General features: G+C 72.9%; 17 protein-coding genes. 11 read left to right on the forward strand and 6 right to left on the reverse strand.

What is annotated here, in order from left to right; genetic code table 11:
- Positions 1-71 precede the first annotated feature (71 nt).
- Genes rutA through F6X51_RS15565 form a run of 5 tightly spaced genes read left to right on the forward strand, consistent with a single transcriptional unit; the run spans position 72 to position 3,801 of the window.
- The gene (gene rutA / locus F6X51_RS15545) at positions 72-1,166 is read left to right on the forward strand and encodes a pyrimidine utilization protein A (RefSeq protein ID WP_150964702.1); all 1,095 of its coding nucleotides are present in this window, start codon (positions 72-74) and stop codon (positions 1,164-1,166) included.
- On the forward strand, positions 1,166-1,900 hold the full coding sequence (rutB, locus tag F6X51_RS15550; RefSeq protein ID WP_150964599.1) for a pyrimidine utilization protein B: 735 nt from the start codon (positions 1,166-1,168) through the stop codon (positions 1,898-1,900). The genes rutA and rutB overlap by 1 nt, the downstream gene beginning before the upstream one ends.
- Positions 1,901-1,955: 55 nt before the next feature.
- The gene (gene rutC, locus F6X51_RS15555; protein ID WP_150964600.1) at positions 1,956-2,348 is read left to right on the forward strand and encodes a pyrimidine utilization protein C; all 393 of its coding nucleotides are present in this window, start codon (positions 1,956-1,958) and stop codon (positions 2,346-2,348) included.
- Complete coding sequence (rutD, locus tag F6X51_RS15560; protein ID WP_150964601.1) at positions 2,348-3,130, forward strand: pyrimidine utilization protein D; 783 nt, start codon at positions 2,348-2,350, stop codon at positions 3,128-3,130. The genes rutC and rutD overlap by 1 nt, the downstream gene beginning before the upstream one ends.
- Positions 3,131-3,165: 35 nt before the next feature.
- Positions 3,166-3,801, forward strand: coding sequence for a flavin reductase (locus F6X51_RS15565; protein ID WP_150964602.1), 636 nt, complete (start codon positions 3,166-3,168; stop codon positions 3,799-3,801).
- Positions 3,802-3,879: 78 nt separating this feature from the next.
- Here F6X51_RS15565 and F6X51_RS15570 read toward each other — a convergent pair whose 3' ends face one another.
- From F6X51_RS15570 to F6X51_RS15580, 3 genes are read right to left on the reverse strand one after another with little or no spacing between them, the layout of a single operon-like run.
- Entirely contained in the window at positions 3,880-5,301 is a 1,422-nt protein-coding gene (locus F6X51_RS15570; protein WP_150964603.1) for an AtzE family amidohydrolase, read from the reverse strand.
- Complete coding sequence (locus tag F6X51_RS15575) at positions 5,298-5,501, reverse strand: DUF4089 domain-containing protein (RefSeq protein ID WP_150964604.1); 204 nt, start codon at positions 5,499-5,501, stop codon at positions 5,298-5,300. The genes F6X51_RS15570 and F6X51_RS15575 overlap by 4 nt, the downstream gene beginning before the upstream one ends.
- 10 nt (positions 5,502-5,511) lie before the next feature.
- A complete protein-coding gene (locus tag F6X51_RS15580) occupies positions 5,512-6,186 on the reverse strand; it encodes a cysteine hydrolase family protein (protein ID WP_150964605.1) in 675 nt (224 codons plus the stop codon).
- Positions 6,187-6,688: 502 nt separating this feature from the next.
- Between F6X51_RS15580 and F6X51_RS15585 the strand changes: the two genes are divergently transcribed.
- From F6X51_RS15585 to F6X51_RS15610, 6 genes are read left to right on the forward strand one after another with little or no spacing between them, the layout of a single operon-like run.
- On the forward strand, positions 6,689-7,684 hold the full coding sequence (locus F6X51_RS15585; protein WP_150964606.1) for a hypothetical protein: 996 nt from the start codon (positions 6,689-6,691) through the stop codon (positions 7,682-7,684).
- A gap of 49 nt (positions 7,685-7,733) precedes the next feature.
- A complete protein-coding gene (locus F6X51_RS15590) occupies positions 7,734-9,095 on the forward strand; it encodes an 8-oxoguanine deaminase (RefSeq protein ID WP_150964607.1) in 1,362 nt (453 codons plus the stop codon).
- A gap of 2 nt (positions 9,096-9,097) precedes the next feature.
- A complete protein-coding gene (locus F6X51_RS15595) occupies positions 9,098-10,705 on the forward strand; it encodes an ABC transporter ATP-binding protein (protein ID WP_150964608.1) in 1,608 nt (535 codons plus the stop codon).
- A gap of 37 nt (positions 10,706-10,742) precedes the next feature.
- Complete coding sequence (locus F6X51_RS15600; RefSeq protein WP_150964609.1) at positions 10,743-11,831, forward strand: ABC transporter permease; 1,089 nt, start codon at positions 10,743-10,745, stop codon at positions 11,829-11,831.
- Complete coding sequence (locus F6X51_RS15605) at positions 11,828-12,754, forward strand: ABC transporter permease (RefSeq protein ID WP_150964610.1); 927 nt, start codon at positions 11,828-11,830, stop codon at positions 12,752-12,754. The genes F6X51_RS15600 and F6X51_RS15605 overlap by 4 nt, the downstream gene beginning before the upstream one ends.
- A 34-nt stretch (positions 12,755-12,788) precedes the next feature.
- Positions 12,789-13,850, forward strand: a complete 1,062-nt coding sequence (locus F6X51_RS15610; protein WP_150964611.1) for a BMP family ABC transporter substrate-binding protein — start codon at positions 12,789-12,791, stop codon at positions 13,848-13,850.
- 63 nt (positions 13,851-13,913) lie between these two features.
- Here F6X51_RS15610 and F6X51_RS15615 read toward each other — a convergent pair whose 3' ends face one another.
- From F6X51_RS15615 to uraD, 3 genes are all read right to left on the reverse strand, one after another.
- The gene (locus tag F6X51_RS15615) at positions 13,914-14,183 is read right to left on the reverse strand and encodes a hypothetical protein (RefSeq protein WP_150964612.1); all 270 of its coding nucleotides are present in this window, start codon (positions 14,181-14,183) and stop codon (positions 13,914-13,916) included.
- A 75-nt stretch (positions 14,184-14,258) separates the two neighbouring features.
- Positions 14,259-14,474 (reverse strand): hypothetical protein, encoded by a 216-nt coding sequence (locus F6X51_RS15620; RefSeq protein ID WP_150964613.1) that lies wholly within the window; start codon positions 14,472-14,474, stop codon positions 14,259-14,261.
- 100 nt (positions 14,475-14,574) lie between these two features.
- On the reverse strand, positions 14,575-15,459 hold the full coding sequence (gene uraD / locus F6X51_RS15625; RefSeq protein ID WP_150964614.1) for a 2-oxo-4-hydroxy-4-carboxy-5-ureidoimidazoline decarboxylase: 885 nt from the start codon (positions 15,457-15,459) through the stop codon (positions 14,575-14,577).
- Between the last annotated feature and the right edge of the window lie 232 nt (positions 15,460-15,691).

Here is a 15,691-nt window from a genome sequence, read left to right on the forward strand (position 1 = left end):
CCGGCGGGAGTGGCGTTCCCAGTGAGCGCGCCGCGGTCTCGTCAGCACGCGAGGGTGTCATGACCAATCCCATGAATATCGGCGTCTTCATCCCGATCGGGAACAACGGCTGGCTGCTGTCCGAGAACGCGCCGCAATACAGGCCGACCTTCGATCTCAACAAGGAGATCACCCTCAAGGCCGAGGGTTACGGCCTCGACTTCGCGCTGTCGATGATCAAGCTGCGCGGCTTCGGCGGCAAGACGGAGTTCTGGGACCACAACCTCGAATCCTTCACCCTGATGGCCGGCCTCGCCGCGGTCACGAGCCGGATCAAGCTCTACGCCACCGCCCCGACCCTGTGCCTGCCCCCGGCGATCACCGCCCGGATGGCTTCCACCATCGACTCGATCTCGCACGGACGCTTCGGCCTCAACCTGATCACCGGCTGGCAGAGGCCCGAATATTCCCAGATGGGCCTCTGGCCCGGCGACGCCTATTTCGCCCGCCGCTACACGTACCTGTCCGAGTACGCCCAGATCCTGCGCGAATTGTGGGAGACGGGCCGCAGCGACCTCAAGGGCGAGTTCTTCCAGATGGACGATTGCCGCCTGAGCCCGCAGCCCCAGGCGCCGATGAAGATCATCTGCGCGGGCCAGAGCACGGCCGGGATGGATTTCACGGCAACCTACGCGGACTACAATTTCTGCTTCGGCAAGGGCGTCAACACGCCGACCGCCTTCGCCCCGACGGTGGCGCGGCTGGAGGAGGCCAAGGCCCGGACGGGCCGCGCGGTCTCCTCCTACGTCCTGTTCATGATCATCGCCGACGAAACCGACGCGGCGGCCCACGCCAAGTGGGAGCATTACAAGGCGGGCGCGGATGCGGAGGCCATCGCCTGGCTCGGGGTCCAGGGTGCGGCCGACACCAAGTCGGGCGGCGACACCAATGTGCGCCAGATGGCCGACCCGACCTCGGCGGTGAACATCAACATGGGCACCCTGGTCGGCTCCTACGAGAGCGTCGCCCAAATGCTCGACGCGGTGGTGACGGTGCCTGGGACCGGCGGCGTGCTCCTCGTCTTCGACGACTTCCTCAAGGGCCTCGACGATTTCGGCACCCGGATCCAGCCGCTGATGGACAGCCGCCGCCACGTCACGGACGCCCCCCTGGCGGAGGTCGCCTGATGGACGCGCCCGCGGGCTACCGCGACCCGGCCGGCCGGCACGGGGAGACGATCCTCGCCGCACGCCCCGAGCCGATCGCCTTCGAGGCCGCCGCCACCGCCCTCATCGTGGTCGACATGCAGAACGCCTACGCGACGAAGGGCGGCTATCTCGACCGCGCCGGCTTCGACGTGTCGGGCACCGGTCCCGTCATCGCCCGGATCGCGGAGGCCGTCGCCGCCGCCCGGGCGGCGGGGCTGACCATCGTATGGTTCCAGAACGGCTGGGATCCGGACTACGTGGAGGCGGGGGGGCCGGGCTCGCCGAACTGGCACAAGTCGAACGCCCTCAAGACCATGCGGCGGCGCCCGGAGATGAACGAGCGCCTCCTCGCCAAGGGAAGCTGGGACTACGCCCTCGTCGACGCCCTGAGGCCGGAGCCCGGCGACATCGTGCTGCCGAAGCCCCGCTACAGCGGCTTCTTCAACACGGCGCTGGACAGCATGCTGCGGGCTCGCGGCATCCGCACGCTGGCCTTCACCGGGATCGCCACGAATGTCTGCGTGGAATCGACTCTGCGCGACGGCTTCTTCCTCGAATATTTCGGCATCGTCCTGGCCGACGCCACGCACCAGGCCGGGCCGCCCGAGATGCAGGCGGCGGCGCTCTACAACATCGAGACCTTCTTCGGATGGGTCTCGGACGTCGCCGCCTTCGCGGCGGCCCTGAAGCCCTCGGCCCTCGCGGCCGAGTGATCTGCGTCCCCGCGGGAGCGTTCCCCTCGCCGCCCCATCCCAGGAAGCCGCGCACATGCCCAAGACCGTCGTGATCCCGCCCGGGACGGGCAAGCCCCTCGCCCCCTACGTGCCCGGCACGCTGGCGGACGGGGTGCTGTACGTTTCGGGCACGCTGCCCCTCGATGCCGAGGCCAACGTCGTCCACGTGGGCGATGCCGGCGCCCAGGCGCGCCACGTGCTCGAGACCATCAAGGGTGTGGTCGAGGCCGCGGGCGGCAGCATGGACGACGTGACCTTCAATCACGTCTTCCTCAAGGACTGGGCCGACTACGCCGCCATCAACGCCGTCTACGCGGAGTACTTCCCCGGCGAGAAGCCGGCCCGCTACTGCATCCAGTGCGGCCTCGTGAAGCCCGACGCCCTGGTGGAGATCGCCTCGGTCGCGCATCTGGGCCGGGACGGGTGATGGGCGCTCCGGTCCACCACGCGGTCCAGGGGCTGCCCACCGGCCGACCCGTGCTGCTCTCGCCGGGCCTCGGCGGCTCGGCCGGCTACTTCGCGCCCCAGATGGACGCGCTCTCGGCGGCTTTCGGGGTCGTCACCTACGATCACCGCGGCACCGGGCGCTCGCCCGGCCCCCTGGAGCCCGGCCACGACATCGCCGCCATGGCCCGGGATGCCCTCGGCGTGCTCGACCGGCTGGGGATCGAGACCGCCGACATCGTCGGCCACGCCCTCGGCGGCCTCATCGCGCTTCACCTCGCCCTCGACCACCCGGCGCGCGTCGGCCGCATCGTGGTGATCAACGGCTGGGACCGGATGGAGGCGGCGACGAAGCGCTGCTTTTCCGCCCGCAAGGCCCTGCTGACGAGGGCCGGCCCGGAGGCCTTCGTGGCCGCGCAGGCGATCTTCCTCTACCCCGCCGCCTGGATCGCCCGGAACGAGGCGCGGCTCGGTGCCGACGAGGCGCAGGCGCTGGCGCATTTCCCCGGGGTGGAGACCGTGCTCACCCGGATCGCCGCCCTCGAAGCCTGCGACCTGAGCGGCAGCCTCGGCGCCATCCCGCACGAGACCCTGGTGATGGCCGCGCGCGACGACGTGCTCGTGCCCTACGCCGCCTCCGAGCGCCTCGCCGCCGGCCTGCCCAATGCCCGGCTCGACCTCGCCCCCGAGGGCGGGCATGCCCATAGCCTCACCCGTGCGGAGGCGTTCAACCGCGCGCTCCTGGCCTTCCTGGCCCGGCCGTGAGCGCGGCGCCCTCCCCTCCCGAACAGGCGACGGACATGCGAGACACGGCGGACGCCACCCCGGTCGCGGCGGAGGCCTACCGGGCGGCCATGGCGCGGCTTGTCAGCGCCGTGCACCTCGTCACCACCGACGGCCCGGGGGGCCGCGCCGGCTTCACGGCCTCGGCCGTGTGCAGCGTCAGCGACACGCCCCCGACGCTCCTCGTCTGCCTCAACCGCGCCTCCTCGGCCTATCCGGCCTTCGCCCGGAACGACCGGCTCTGCGTCAACACCCTCGCGGCGGATCAGCAAGGCGTGGCGGCGGCCTTCGGCGGCCGCACCCCGATGGGCGCGCGCTTCGCGGCGGCCGCCTGGCGCCCGGATGCGGCCGGAGTGCCGGTCCTCGACCGCGCGCTCGCCGCCTTCTCCTGCCGCATCGTCCGCCGCGTGAGCGCGGGGACGCATGACGTCCTGTTCTGCGAGGTCGCGGGCCTCGCAGATCCCGGCGGCGGCGACGCCCTGGTCTATGCCGACCGGCGCTACCACGCCCTGGCGCGCGCCGCCGAACCTGCCCTCGCCCAACCGGAATCCGGCGCCCCCGGAACCGCGGAGGCCCGCCGGGCCGGCCGGAACGAGGGCGCGCCCGCCCGGCTCGGCGCCTCGCCGCGGCGCCCGGCCCTGACCCGCGCCTGACCGCCCGGCTTCGGCCAGCTGCGCACCGGCACGCCGGGCGCAGTGCCTCTGGCACCGATCCCGGCTGTGCCCCGATCCTCAGCCGAGATCGGCGACGGGCGCGCGCACGGCGCCGCGGCCCTCGAGGTGATGGGCGACCCGCAGGGCCACGTCCTCGCGCCAGGGCGCCGCGATGACCTGCACGCCGAGGGGCAGGCCGCCGTCGAGCCAGACCGGCACGGCGACGACCGGCAGGCCGATGAAGGAGATCGGCTGCGTGAACACCCCGATATTCGGCCGCACCGGCAACGTCACCCCGTCGAGCACGAAGGTGGCCTGTCCGGCCTTCGGTGCCCGGCAGGGGGTCGCCGGAGCCAGGATGACGTCGACATCGCCGAACAGGTCGAGGACGGCGGCGCGGTACCAGCGCCGGAAGCGCTGCGCGCGCTCGACGAAGGGCGCGGGCAGCATCGCCCCCGCGATCAGGCGGTCGCGCACGGCCGGGTCGAAATCCCCGGCGCGCCGGCGCAGGCGATCGAGGTGGAGGGCGCCGCCCTCGGCCGCCGTGATCAGGTAGGCCGCCGCGCGGGCGCGGGCGGCCTCCGGGAGGTCCACGACGCGCGTGCAGGCGAGGGCCTCCGCCACCCGCGCCACCGCCGCGAAGGCCTCCGGGTCGCCGCCGCGGGCGAAGTAGCCGTCCGCCACCGCGATGCGCAGGCCCCCGATCCCGGCCTCGAGCCCGGGCAGGGCCGGCTCGGGCGGGCGCGCGGTGGCGACCGCATCGGCCGGGTCGGGCCCCAGCATCGCGTCGTACGCGCGGGCGAGGTCGCGCGCCGAGCGCGCCATCGGCCCGAGATGGTCGAGGCTGCCCACGAAGGGGAAGCTTCCGGCCCGGCTCAGGCGCCCGTAGGTGGGCTTGAGGCCGAAGCAGCCGCAGAAGGCGCTCGGCACCCGGATCGAGCCGTTGGTGTCGGAGGCGAGCGCCAGGGGCACGAGCCCGGCCGCCACCGCGCCGCCCGAGCCGCCGGACGAGCCGCCGGACATGTGGCCGAGGTCGTGCGGGTTGCGGGTGGCCCCGTCATGGATGTTCTCGCCCGTGAAGTCGTAGGCGTACTCGCCCATGTTGAGGGCGCCGACCAGGATCGCGCCGGCCGCCTCCAGGCGGGTGATCAGGGTGGCGTCCCGGGCGGCCGGAACCCGCTCGCGGTTGATCCGCGACCCCGCCCGGGTCGCAAGGCCCTCGACGTCGAACAGGTTCTTGACCGCGAAGGGAACGCCGGCGAGCGGCCCCGGGGCCCGTCCCGACGCGCGGGCCGCGTCGACCGCGTCCGCGCGGGCGAGAGCCCGCTCGGCGAGGACGTCCGTGAAGGCGTTCACGGTCCGATCGATCCGGGCGATGCGGTCGAGGCAGGCCGCCACCACCGCGCGGGCGCCGACCGTCCCGGCCGAGACCGCACCCGCGATCGCGCTGGCCGGGGCCCGGCTCCAATCCGTCGCCTCGCTCGTGCTCGGGGGTGTCATGGCGCGAAGACCGGGGCCGCCTCGGCCTCGTCCGGCAGCGGGAAGCCCTCGACGAGATCCGCCGCCGCCCGCAGCACCCGAAGGTTCGCCGCGACCGATCCGGCCCAGGCCGGGTCGAGGGGCAGGCCCAGGAGGGTGGCGGCCTGCGCCGCGTAGGCGTCGAGGTCGGGGGGCGGGGTGGGCGTCGGGGAATCGGTCATCGGGGTTGCCTCAACGCCCGCCCGCGAGGGCGGCGATCACGGCGGACGCGTTCGAGACCCAGCCGAAGATGCCGCCCTGCGCCGTGATCATCGCGAGGCCGGCCGCGTGGAACGCGGGATTGTAGGAGGCGCAGGCATCGCCCACGACGACGCAGCGGTAGCCCCGGTCGTTCGCCTCGCGGGTGGTCGTGTGCACGCAGACCTCCGTGGTGACGCCGCAGATCAGCAGCGTCTCGACGGCGCCTGCCCGCAGGAGGTCCCCGAGGCCGGTTGCGTAGAACGCGCCCTTGCCGGGCTTGTCGATCACCGGCTCCCCGTCCAGGGGGCTCAGGGCCGGGATGATGTCGTGGCCGGGCTCGCCGCGGATCAGGATGCGGCCCATCGGGCCCGGCTCGCCGATGCGGACGGTCGGGGCGCCGCGCTCGCGCTTGGCCGGCGGCGCATCCGAGAGGTCGGGCTCGTGGCCCTCGCGGGTGTGCACGACGAGGAGCCCCGCCTCGCGCGCCGCCGCCAGGAGCGCCCGCGCCGGAGGCACGGCGGCGGCCAGGAGCGAGACGTCGTTGCCGAGGCTTTCGCCGAAGCCGCCGGGCTCCAGGAAATCCCGCTGCATGTCGATGATGATCAGCGCCGTCCTGGCCGGATCGAAGGCCAGGGGGGCGGGCTCGGCCTCGAGAACGATGGGCATGCGCACCTCTTCCGCAGGCCGGGAATCGGGTTCCATCCGCCCTGATCATGTCGGCATCGGGCGGAAAATGCCTGCCCAAAGCCCGCACTTGGCTGCGCGAAGTTGCTGCAGGGCTTGGCGATTCGGCGGGCATGCCCGGGCCGGGCCCGTGTCCGCCGGCTCCGCGCGAGGGGGGGGCGCGCCGATCCTTGCGGAGAGGCAGCGCGCGCGAATGGTCAGCGGCCCGCCGCCCTTTCGGCATCACGGCGAGCAATCGCGCAGACGCGTCGTGATCCGGAGCAGAAACCAAGGGCACCGCACCTCACCCGCACAGATTTCCGGCCCTGAGCGGACACGCATTTTTTCAGACATTCGGCGCATGCGCGCGGCCCGCGACCTGGGAGCCCGGCAAATCTGTTGCTGATTTATGACGGTCTCCACCCGCGCTCCCCGGCCTTCCCCCGCTGGCACATCGGTTGCTGCCAGGCTTGCCCATCCGTGGATCGGTTGAGGAGAGACCGTGATGATGTTCAGGGGGCTCGCAGCTGCGGCGCTGTCGTTGGGAATGATCGGCGCCGCCGCTGCGGCCGATCTCGCCACCCAGGAGAAGGCCCCCGTCGAGGCGGCTCCGGGCAAGGAGACGCCGTTCTTCCTGTTCGCCGACACGCAGGTCAGCTATCGCTACCAGTTCCCGGCCGCCTCGCCGGGCGTGCAGATCCAGCAGCCCGACGGCAGCTTCCGCGGCCGCGACATCCCCAAGCACATCCTCAACATCTCGCACGCGGATGCCTGGGCCTACGGCACGAACTTCTTCTCCCTCGACATCCTCAAATCGGGTTCGCAGGCCCCGGCCGGCACCACCAACGTACCGGGCGGGTTCTTCGAGGCCGATTACGGCAATACCGAAGCCTACGGCCTCTATCGCGGCACGCTGAGCCTGAACGCGCTCACGAACACCAAGGCCTTCGCGATTCCCGGCCTGATCAAGGACGTGTCGCTGGCCTTCGGCTTCGACGCGAACTCGCAGAACGACGCCTTCGGCTCGAAGAAGCGCGACATAGTCGGCGGCCTGAACTTCTCGGTCGATGTCCCGGCCGGCTTCCTCAACATCTCGGTCCACGCCTACAAGGAGTGGAACCGCAACGGCTTCAACGTCCAGCCGGATCGCGACGTCAGCTTCAACACGGTCCCGGAATTCGAGATCGTGTACAACTTCCCCCTCAGCTTCACCGGGCTGCCGCTCAGCCTCGCGGGCTTCAACAACATCGTGCTGCCCAAGGGGCGCGGCGTCGACAACCCGGCGGCCTTCGCCTTCAACCCGAAGACCGGGCTCGAATTCCTGTCGCGCACCAACCTCGTCCTCGACCTCGGCAAGCTCGTCTACGACCAGCCGAACAAGGTCGACGTGTTCGTGGGCTTCCAGTACTGGCTGAACAAGTTCGGCAACGTCGAGCGGGTGAACTTCAAGGGCACCGAGGAGAAGAGCTTCCTGGCAGGCGTCGCCTTCCACATCTTCTGAGTGCCCGGCGCTTCCGGGCGCGCGACCTTCCGAGAGAACGAGAGACCGGATGACGGATGCCGAGACCGCGCCACGCCTCTGGATCCGGGATCCACTGGCGATCCTCGCCGAGGGAGCCGGCGGCGGCATCGTGGTGCAGGGCACGCGCATCGTCGAGCGCGTGCCCGCGGGGGCGAGGCCCGCGGGTCCGGTGGACGAGACCTTCGAGGCCGGGCGCCACGTCGTCGTCCCGGGCCTCGTCAACACCCACCACCACTTCTTCCAGACCCTGACGCGGGCCCACCCGGTCGCGATCAACAAGCCGCTCTTCCCCTGGCTGAAGGCCCTCTACACGGTCTGGCCCCGGCTCACCCCCGAGGCGTTCCGGCTGGCGAGCCGGCTCGCCTACACCGAGCTCCTGCTCTCGGGCTGCACCACGGCGGGCGACCACCACTACCTGTTCCCGAAGGGACTCGAGGCCTCCGTCGACATCCAGGTGGAGGAAGCGCGCGCGCTCGGCATCCGGGCCTTCGTCACCCGCGGCTCGATGAGCCTGTCCGAGCGCGACGGCGGCCTGCCGCCCGACACCCTCGTGCAGGACGACGACACCATCCTGGCCGACAGCGAGCGCGTGCTCGGGCTGTTCCATGACACCCGGCCCGGCGCGATGGTGCAGATCGGCCTCGCCCCCTGCTCGCCCTTCAACGTCACCAAGCGCCTGATGCGCGAGAGCGCGGCGCTCGCCGAGCGCCACGATTGCCGGCTGCACACCCATCTCGGCGAGACCCTCGACGAGGACGCCTACTGCCTGGTGGCGTTCGGGCAGCGCCCGGTCGACTACCTCGAGGAGGTGGGCTGGATGAATTCCCGGGCCTGGCTCGCCCACGGCATCCACTTCAACGACGACGAGGTCGCCCGCCTCGGCCGGGCCGGCGTCGGGGTGTGCCACTGCCCGACCTCGAACATGACCCTCGCCTCGGGCCGATGCCGTACCTGCGAGCTGGAGGCGGCGGGCAGCCCCGTGGGCCTCGGCGTCGACGGCTCGGCCTCGAACGACAACTCGAACCTGATCGAGGGCGTGCGCCACGCCCTGATGCTGAACCGCCTCACCTACGGGGCCGAGACCGTGACCCATCTCGACGCCCTGCGCTGGGCGACGGAGGGCTCGGCGCGCTGCCTCGGGCGCAGCGACATCGGCCGGATCGAGGAGGGGCGCGAGGCGGATCTCGCCCTGTTCACCCTGGACGAGCTGCGCTTCTCGGGCGCGCACGACCCGCTGGCGGCCCTCGTCCTCTGCGGCGCCTATCGGGCGGACCGGGTGATGGTGGCGGGGCGCTGGCGGGTGATCGACGGGCATCCCCTCGGCATCGAGACCGGGCGCCTGCGCGAGGACCACACCCGCCTCGCCCTGGACCTGTTCGGCTCCTCCTGACCATGCGGGCCCCGGCCATCCCGCCCCTGTCGTCCGGGCCGACGCCGCTCTACGGCGCCTACGGCATCGTCAAGCGCTTCGGCGATTTCACGGCCAATGACGGCATCGACCTCGAGATCCGCGCGGGCGAGATCCACGCGCTGCTCGGCGAGAACGGGGCCGGCAAGTCGACCCTCATGAAGATCCTCTACGGGCTCCTCGAGCCGACCGAGGGCGTGATCACCCACAGGGGCGACGTCGTCCGGCTGCCCGATCCGGATTCCGCCCGCCGGCTCGGCATCGGCATGGTGTTCCAGCATTTCTCCCTCTGCGAGAACCTCACGGTCGCCGAGAACATCGCCCTGGTGATGCCCCGCGCCCTCTCGGGGCGGGCGCTCGCGGCGCGCATCGCGGCCCTGGCCGAGACCTACGGCCTCCACCTCGACCCCGCACGCCCGGTCTGGTCGCTCTCGGCGGGCGAGCGCCAGCGCATCGAGATCGTGCGCTGCCTGCTGCAGGACCCGCGCCTCGTCATCCTCGACGAGCCGACCTCGGTGCTGACCTCCGGCGAGGCCGAGACCCTGTTCGTCGTGCTGGAGCGCCTGCGCGCGGAGGGGCGTGCCCTCCTGTACATCTCGCACCGGCTCGACGAGGTGCGCCGCCTCTGCGCCCGCGCCACCATCCTGCGGGCCGGCAAGGTCGTGGGGGCCTGCGACCCGCGCCGGGAGAGCGCCCGCTCCCTCGCCGCCATGATGGTCGGCGCGCAGGTGAGCGCGCTGAAGCCCCCTGCGGCCGCCGCGCGGGCGGGGGAGCGGCTCCGTCTCGAGCGCCTCGCCCTGCCCGCCCCCGGGCTCCACGCCACGGACCTCCGCGACGTCTCGCTCGGCGTCTCCGGCGGCGAGATCCTGGGCATCGCCGGCATCGCCGGCAACGGGCAGGCCGAGCTCTTCGCCGCCCTCTCGGGCGAGGTCCGCGCGCCGGAGGCCGAGGCCGTGCGCATCGACGGGCGCGCCGTCGGCCATCTCGGCATCAACGCGCGCCGCCGCCTCGGCGCGGCCTTCGTGCCCGAGGAACGCAACGGCCACGCCGCGGCGCCCGGCCTGAGCCTGTCCGAGAACGCGGTGCTGTCGCGGCACGCAACCGCGCCGCTGACCCGGTTCGGCCTGCTGCGGCGCCGGGGAGCCCGCGCCCTCGCGCAGGCCGTCATCGCGGCCTTCGACGTGCGCAAGGCGGGCCCCGACCCCGCCGCCGGCACCCTCTCGGGAGGCAACCTTCAGAAATTCGTGGTGGGCCGCGAGATCCTGGCCGAGCCCGGCATCCTGGTGATCAACCAGCCGACCTGGGGGGTCGACGCCGCGGCCGCCGCCCATATCCGGCAGGCCCTCCTCGATCTCGCCGCCCGCGGCGCCGCCGTCCTGGTGATCAGCCAGGACCTCGACGAGCTGTTCGAGATCGCCGGCTCCGTCGCGGTCCTGCATGCCGGCAGCCTGTCGCGGGCGATGCCCCGGGCCGAGACCAGCCGCGCGGCGATCGGCCTGCTGATGGGCGGCTCCGCCGATCCTGCCGGCCCACCCCCGGCCCTCGGCGCGCCGGCCGGCCGCCCGGAGCCGGCGCACGCCGAAGTCTCATGAGCGCGACCCTCCCTGATCGACAGGCGGCCTGATCTTGATGCGCCTCGACCTTCGCCCCCGCAGCCGGCGCTCGCCCCTCCTGGCGGCGCTCTCGCCCGTCCTCGCCTTCGCGGGCGCGGTCTTCATCGGCGGCATCGCGGTGGCGCTCCTCGGCGTCTCGCCGGCCGCGGCCTTCCTCACCTACTTCGTCACCCCTTTGAGCGAGGTCTGGTCCCTGCAGGAGGTGGCGCTCAAGGCCGCGCCCCTCGCCCTGATCGCGACGGGGCTCGCCTTCTGCTATCGGGCAAATCTCTGGAACATCGGGGCCGAGGGCCAGTTCGTGGTCGGCGGGCTCGCGGGGGGCTGGGTCGGCGTCGCGACGCATGGCAGCGAGGGCTTCACCCTCTGGATCCTGCCCCTGATGCTCCTCGTCGGGACCCTCGCCGGGGTCGCCTACGCGATGATCCCGGCCCTGCTCAAGGTGCGCCTCGGCGTCTCCGAGATCCTCACGAGCCTGATGCTCGTCTACGTGGCCGAGCTTCTCCTCGACTACATGGCCCGCGGCCCCCTGCGGGATCCCGCCGGCTACAATTTCCCCCAGAGCGTCGCCTTCGACGGGGCCGCCCGCCTGCCCTACCTCGCCGAGGGCGAGACCCTGCATGCGGGGGTGCTGATCGCCTTCGGGGCGGTGGCGCTGGCCACGCTCGTCCTCACCCGCACCCTGTTCGGCTTCGCGGTGCGGGTGGTCGGCGCGAGCCCGCGCGCCGCACGCTTCGCGGGCTTCAGCGATGCGCGCATGACCTTCGCGGCCTTCGCGATCTCGGGCGGCGCGGCGGGGCTCGCGGGCATCGCCGAGGTGGCGGGCAGGATCGGCCAGCTCCAGCCGACGATCTCGCCGGGCTACGGGTTCACCGCCATCATCGTCGCCTTCCTGGGCCGGCTGTCCCCGCCCGGCATCCTCGTGGCGGCCCTCGTCATCGCCCTCACGACGATCGGCGGCGAGGCGGCGCAGATCGACCTGAAGCTGCCCCTCGACCTCACCCGTGCCTTCCAGGGCCTGCTCCTCGGCCTCGTCCTCGGCGCCGACGTGCTCGCCCGCTTCCACGTCCGCCTCGTGCCGGGCGGCCCCGCGAGCCCGCGCGCATGAGCCTCGACATCGTCCAGATGGTGCTCGTCACAGTGGTTTCGGCGGCGACGCCCCTGATCATCGCCGCGATGGGCGAGCTCGTGGCCGAGCGCGCCGGCGTGCTCAACCTCGGCGTCGAGGGCATGATGGTGCTCGGCGCCGCTGTCGGCTTCGCGGTCGCGGTCGAGACCGGTTCGACCCTCCTCGGCGCCGTCGGCGGTGCGGGGGCCGGTCTCGCGCTCTCGGCCCTGTTCGGCCTGCTGACGGTGGGCCTCGCGGCGAACCAGGTCGCCTCGGGGCTGGCGCTCACCATCATGGGCCTCGGCCTGTCGGGGCTCGCCGGCGCCTCCTATGTGGGCCTCAAGCGGGAGCCGGCGCCGCATCTGCACATCCCCGTCCTCAGCGACCTGCCGGGGGTCGGGCGGCTCCTCTTCGGCGCGGATGCCTTCGTGTACGTTGCCCTCGCCCTCGTGGCCGGCGTCTCGTGGTTCCTGTGGCGCACCCGCGCGGGGCTGACGCTGCGGGCCATCGGGGACGATCACACGGCGACCCACGCCCTCGGCCTGCCGGTGCGCAAGGTCCGCTTCCTGGCAGTGCTGTTCGGCGGCGCCTGCGCGGGGCTCGCGGGCGCCTACCTGTCGCTCGCCTACACGCCGTTCTGGGCCCCCGCGATGACGGCGGGGCGCGGCTGGATCGCCCTCGCCCTCGTGGTCTTCGCTTCCTGGCGCCCCCTGCGCGTCGCGGCCGGCGCGCTCCTGTTCGGCGGCACCACGGTGCTGCAGCTCCACGCCCAGGCGGCGGGCCTCGGCCTGCCGGGGCAGGCGCTCTCCGCCCTGCCCTACATCGCCACGATCCTGGCCCTCGTCTTGCTCTCCCTCGGGCGGCGCCAGGGCGGCTCCCTCGCACCCGCCGCCCTCGGCCGCGACTTCACCCCGCACCGCTAGAAGCGGGGACATGGCAAAAGGATACCGGGGACCCATGCGCAGCATCACCGGCGCCCTCATCGGCGCGCTCATCCTCTCGCTCGGCCCCGCCCGGGCCGAGGACAAGCTGAAGGTCGGCTTCGTCTATGTCGGGCCGGTGGCCGATTACGGCTACTCGTTCCAGCACGACGAGAGCCGCAAGGCCCTGGTCGCGGCGCTGCCCGGCAAGGTCGAGACCACCTTCCTGGAGAACGTGCCCGAGGCCGACAGCGAGCGCGCCATCGAGAAGCTCGCCCGCTCCGGGATGGGGCTGATCTTCACCACCTCCTTCGGCTTCATGGAGCCGACCCTGAAGGTCGCCCGGAAATTCCCGAAGGTGCGGTTCGAGCACGCCACCGGCTACAAGCGCGCCGCCAACGTCTCGACCTACTCCGCCCGCTTCTACGAGGGCCGCTACGTCTGCGGGAAGATCGCCGGCAAGCTCTCGAAATCGGGCACGGTCGGCTACATCGCCTCCTTCCCGATTCCCGAGGTGGTGAGCGGCATCAACGCCTTCATGCTCGGGGCCCAGTCGGTCAACCCGAACCTGAAGCTCAAGATCGTCTGGGTGAACACCTGGTTCGATCCCGGCAAGGAGGCGGAGGCCGCCAAGGCGCTGCTGGCGCAGGGTGCCGACATCCTGACCCAGCACACCGACTCGGCCGCGCCCCTGCAGGAGGCGGAGAAGCAGGGCAGGCTCGCCTTCGGTCAATCCTCCGACCAGTATCGCTTCGCCCCGAAGGCGCAGCTCACCTCCATCGTCGACGATTGGTCGCACTACGTCGTGGCCGAGGCCAAGGCCGCCCTCGACGGCACCTGGAAGAGCCAGGACACCTGGCAGGGCATCAAGGACGGGATGGTGGTGCTCGCGCCCTTCACCAACATGCCGGACGACGTCAAGGCGCTCGCCGAGGAGACCAAGGCGGGCATCGTGGCGGGCAGGATCCACCCGTTCCGGGGGCCGGTGACGAAGCAGGACGGCACCGTGGCGGTGAAGGACGGCGAGATCGCCCCCGACCCGATGATCCTCGGCATGAACTGGTACGTGAAGGGCATCGACGACACGCTGCCGCAATAGCGCTGCGGCGTCATGCGGGGGGCCCGTGCCCGACCGCTCCGCCATGTCGTTCGGGCGTGCCGGTCAGGGCCGCGGCGGGGGCGGGGGCGCCGGCTCCATCGCGGGGCCGGCCGGCGGATCGACCTCGATCCCGCCGCGGCCGGGCGGCACGGGTACCGCGTCACCGTCCCGGACGGCGTTCATCTCGTTGCGGGGACCGGCGATGCCCTCGGTGCCCCCCGGCGCCGTGGCGGGATCGCGCCCGGCGGGGGCGCCCACCGATTGGGCGAGGGCCGGGCCAACGAGGCTCAAGCTGCCGCAGAGGAGGAACGCGGCCGTCGTGGTCAGGCGCATGAGGACGATTCCAGTTCCAGTGAGGGTCGAGGGTTTCGGATGACGGGGGAGGCGCCGCCGCGGGCTCCGTGGCCCTCAGCGATGCCGGTGCGCAGGCCTGTGATGGTGCGCGGCGCGTCCGCGCCGTCCCCCCGGCGCCGTCACCCGGGGCTGGCCGGCGGGCGGCGTCACGGTGCGCTGCGCCGAGGCGCCCGGCGCCGTGGCGATCGCGGAGCCGCCGACGAGGGCGGCGGCGGCGATCCAGGCCGCGAGCGGGAGGAAGAGGCCGAGTCCGGCCAGGGGCAGGCGCATCGTGGGAGGCTCCGCGATCCGGCCGGACGGCCGCCGTCGTGAGCCTCGGCGACAGCAAGAGCCGTGCCGGCGCGACGGCGCCCGCATGGCCCCGGCGGCCTCAGCTGCCCCGGTAGGTCTGGTAGCTCCAGGGGCTCGCCACGAGGGGCACGTGGTAGTGGCCCTCCGGATCCGCCGCGCCGAAGCGCAGGGCGACGATGTCGAGGAAGGGGGGCTCGGGCAGGTCGAGGCCGGCGGCGCGGTAATGGTCGCCGAGCCGGAAGCGCAGCTCGTAGGCGGCGAGCGGCACCGGGCGCCCGCCGATCAGCGGCGCGTCGGTGCGCCCGTCCGCGTTGGTGCGGGCGCGGGCGACCACGACGGATTCGGTCTCTGAGACGAACTCGGCGAGTTCCACCGCGACGCCCGCCGCCGGGCGCCCGACCGCGGTGTCGAGGACGTGGGTCGAGATGCGCCCGGTCGTGCGCAGCGGACCCTCTCCCTCCACGAGGGCGTTCAGGCGGATCGCCGCGATGCGCAGCACCTCCGCCTCCGCGCTGCGGCGCTCGTCCTCCGGGGAGGCTTCGAGCCGGCGGGCGAAGCTGCGCAGGAGGGAGGCGCGCCCGTGCCGCCGGATGCACAGGATGAAGGGAAAGCCGAAGCGCGCCCGGTAGGCGGCGTTCAGCGCCTCGAACCGGGCGTACTCGTCCTCGGACAGCCGGTCGAGCCCGGCCGAGGCCTGCTCGGCGATGGAATCGGGCGCGATCCGCCCGTCCCGCGCCGCCCGGCCGGCGAGTTCCGGATGGTTCGTCAGGAGGCCGAGGCGCCGCGCCTCCGGGGCCGCCGCGACCGCCGCCGCCATGGCGGCGAACAGGTCCTCGACCCGCCCGAAGGGCCGGCGCGCGGCGGCCTCCCCGGCGACCCAGGGCGCGTGCTCGAACACCCCGCCGAGGGCCGCGACGAAGTCGGCGGCGGAGGCCGCGTTCAGGGCCTCGAGGGTCCAGGTCATCGCGCGGGCCTCCTCGGAACTCGCCACAATCCCCGGCGTCGCGGTGCCTGTCTGGCCCCGCAAAGCCTCGTGGCCATCCCGATAGCAGACAACGGGCCACCCGGTCGCCCGGCCCGGCATGGGCGTCCCCCGCGCGGGCCCGGACGGCGCGTCCTGGCACGTGGCTTGCGGTTCCGGAGCACCCCTTCGCATCGGTCCGGAGGGCGCTGTCGAGGGCCCGGCCCATGGATTC

Source organism: Methylobacterium planeticum (genome assembly GCF_008806345.1).
In the GTDB taxonomy this organism is placed as follows: domain Bacteria; phylum Pseudomonadota; class Alphaproteobacteria; order Rhizobiales; family Beijerinckiaceae; genus Methylobacterium; species Methylobacterium planeticum.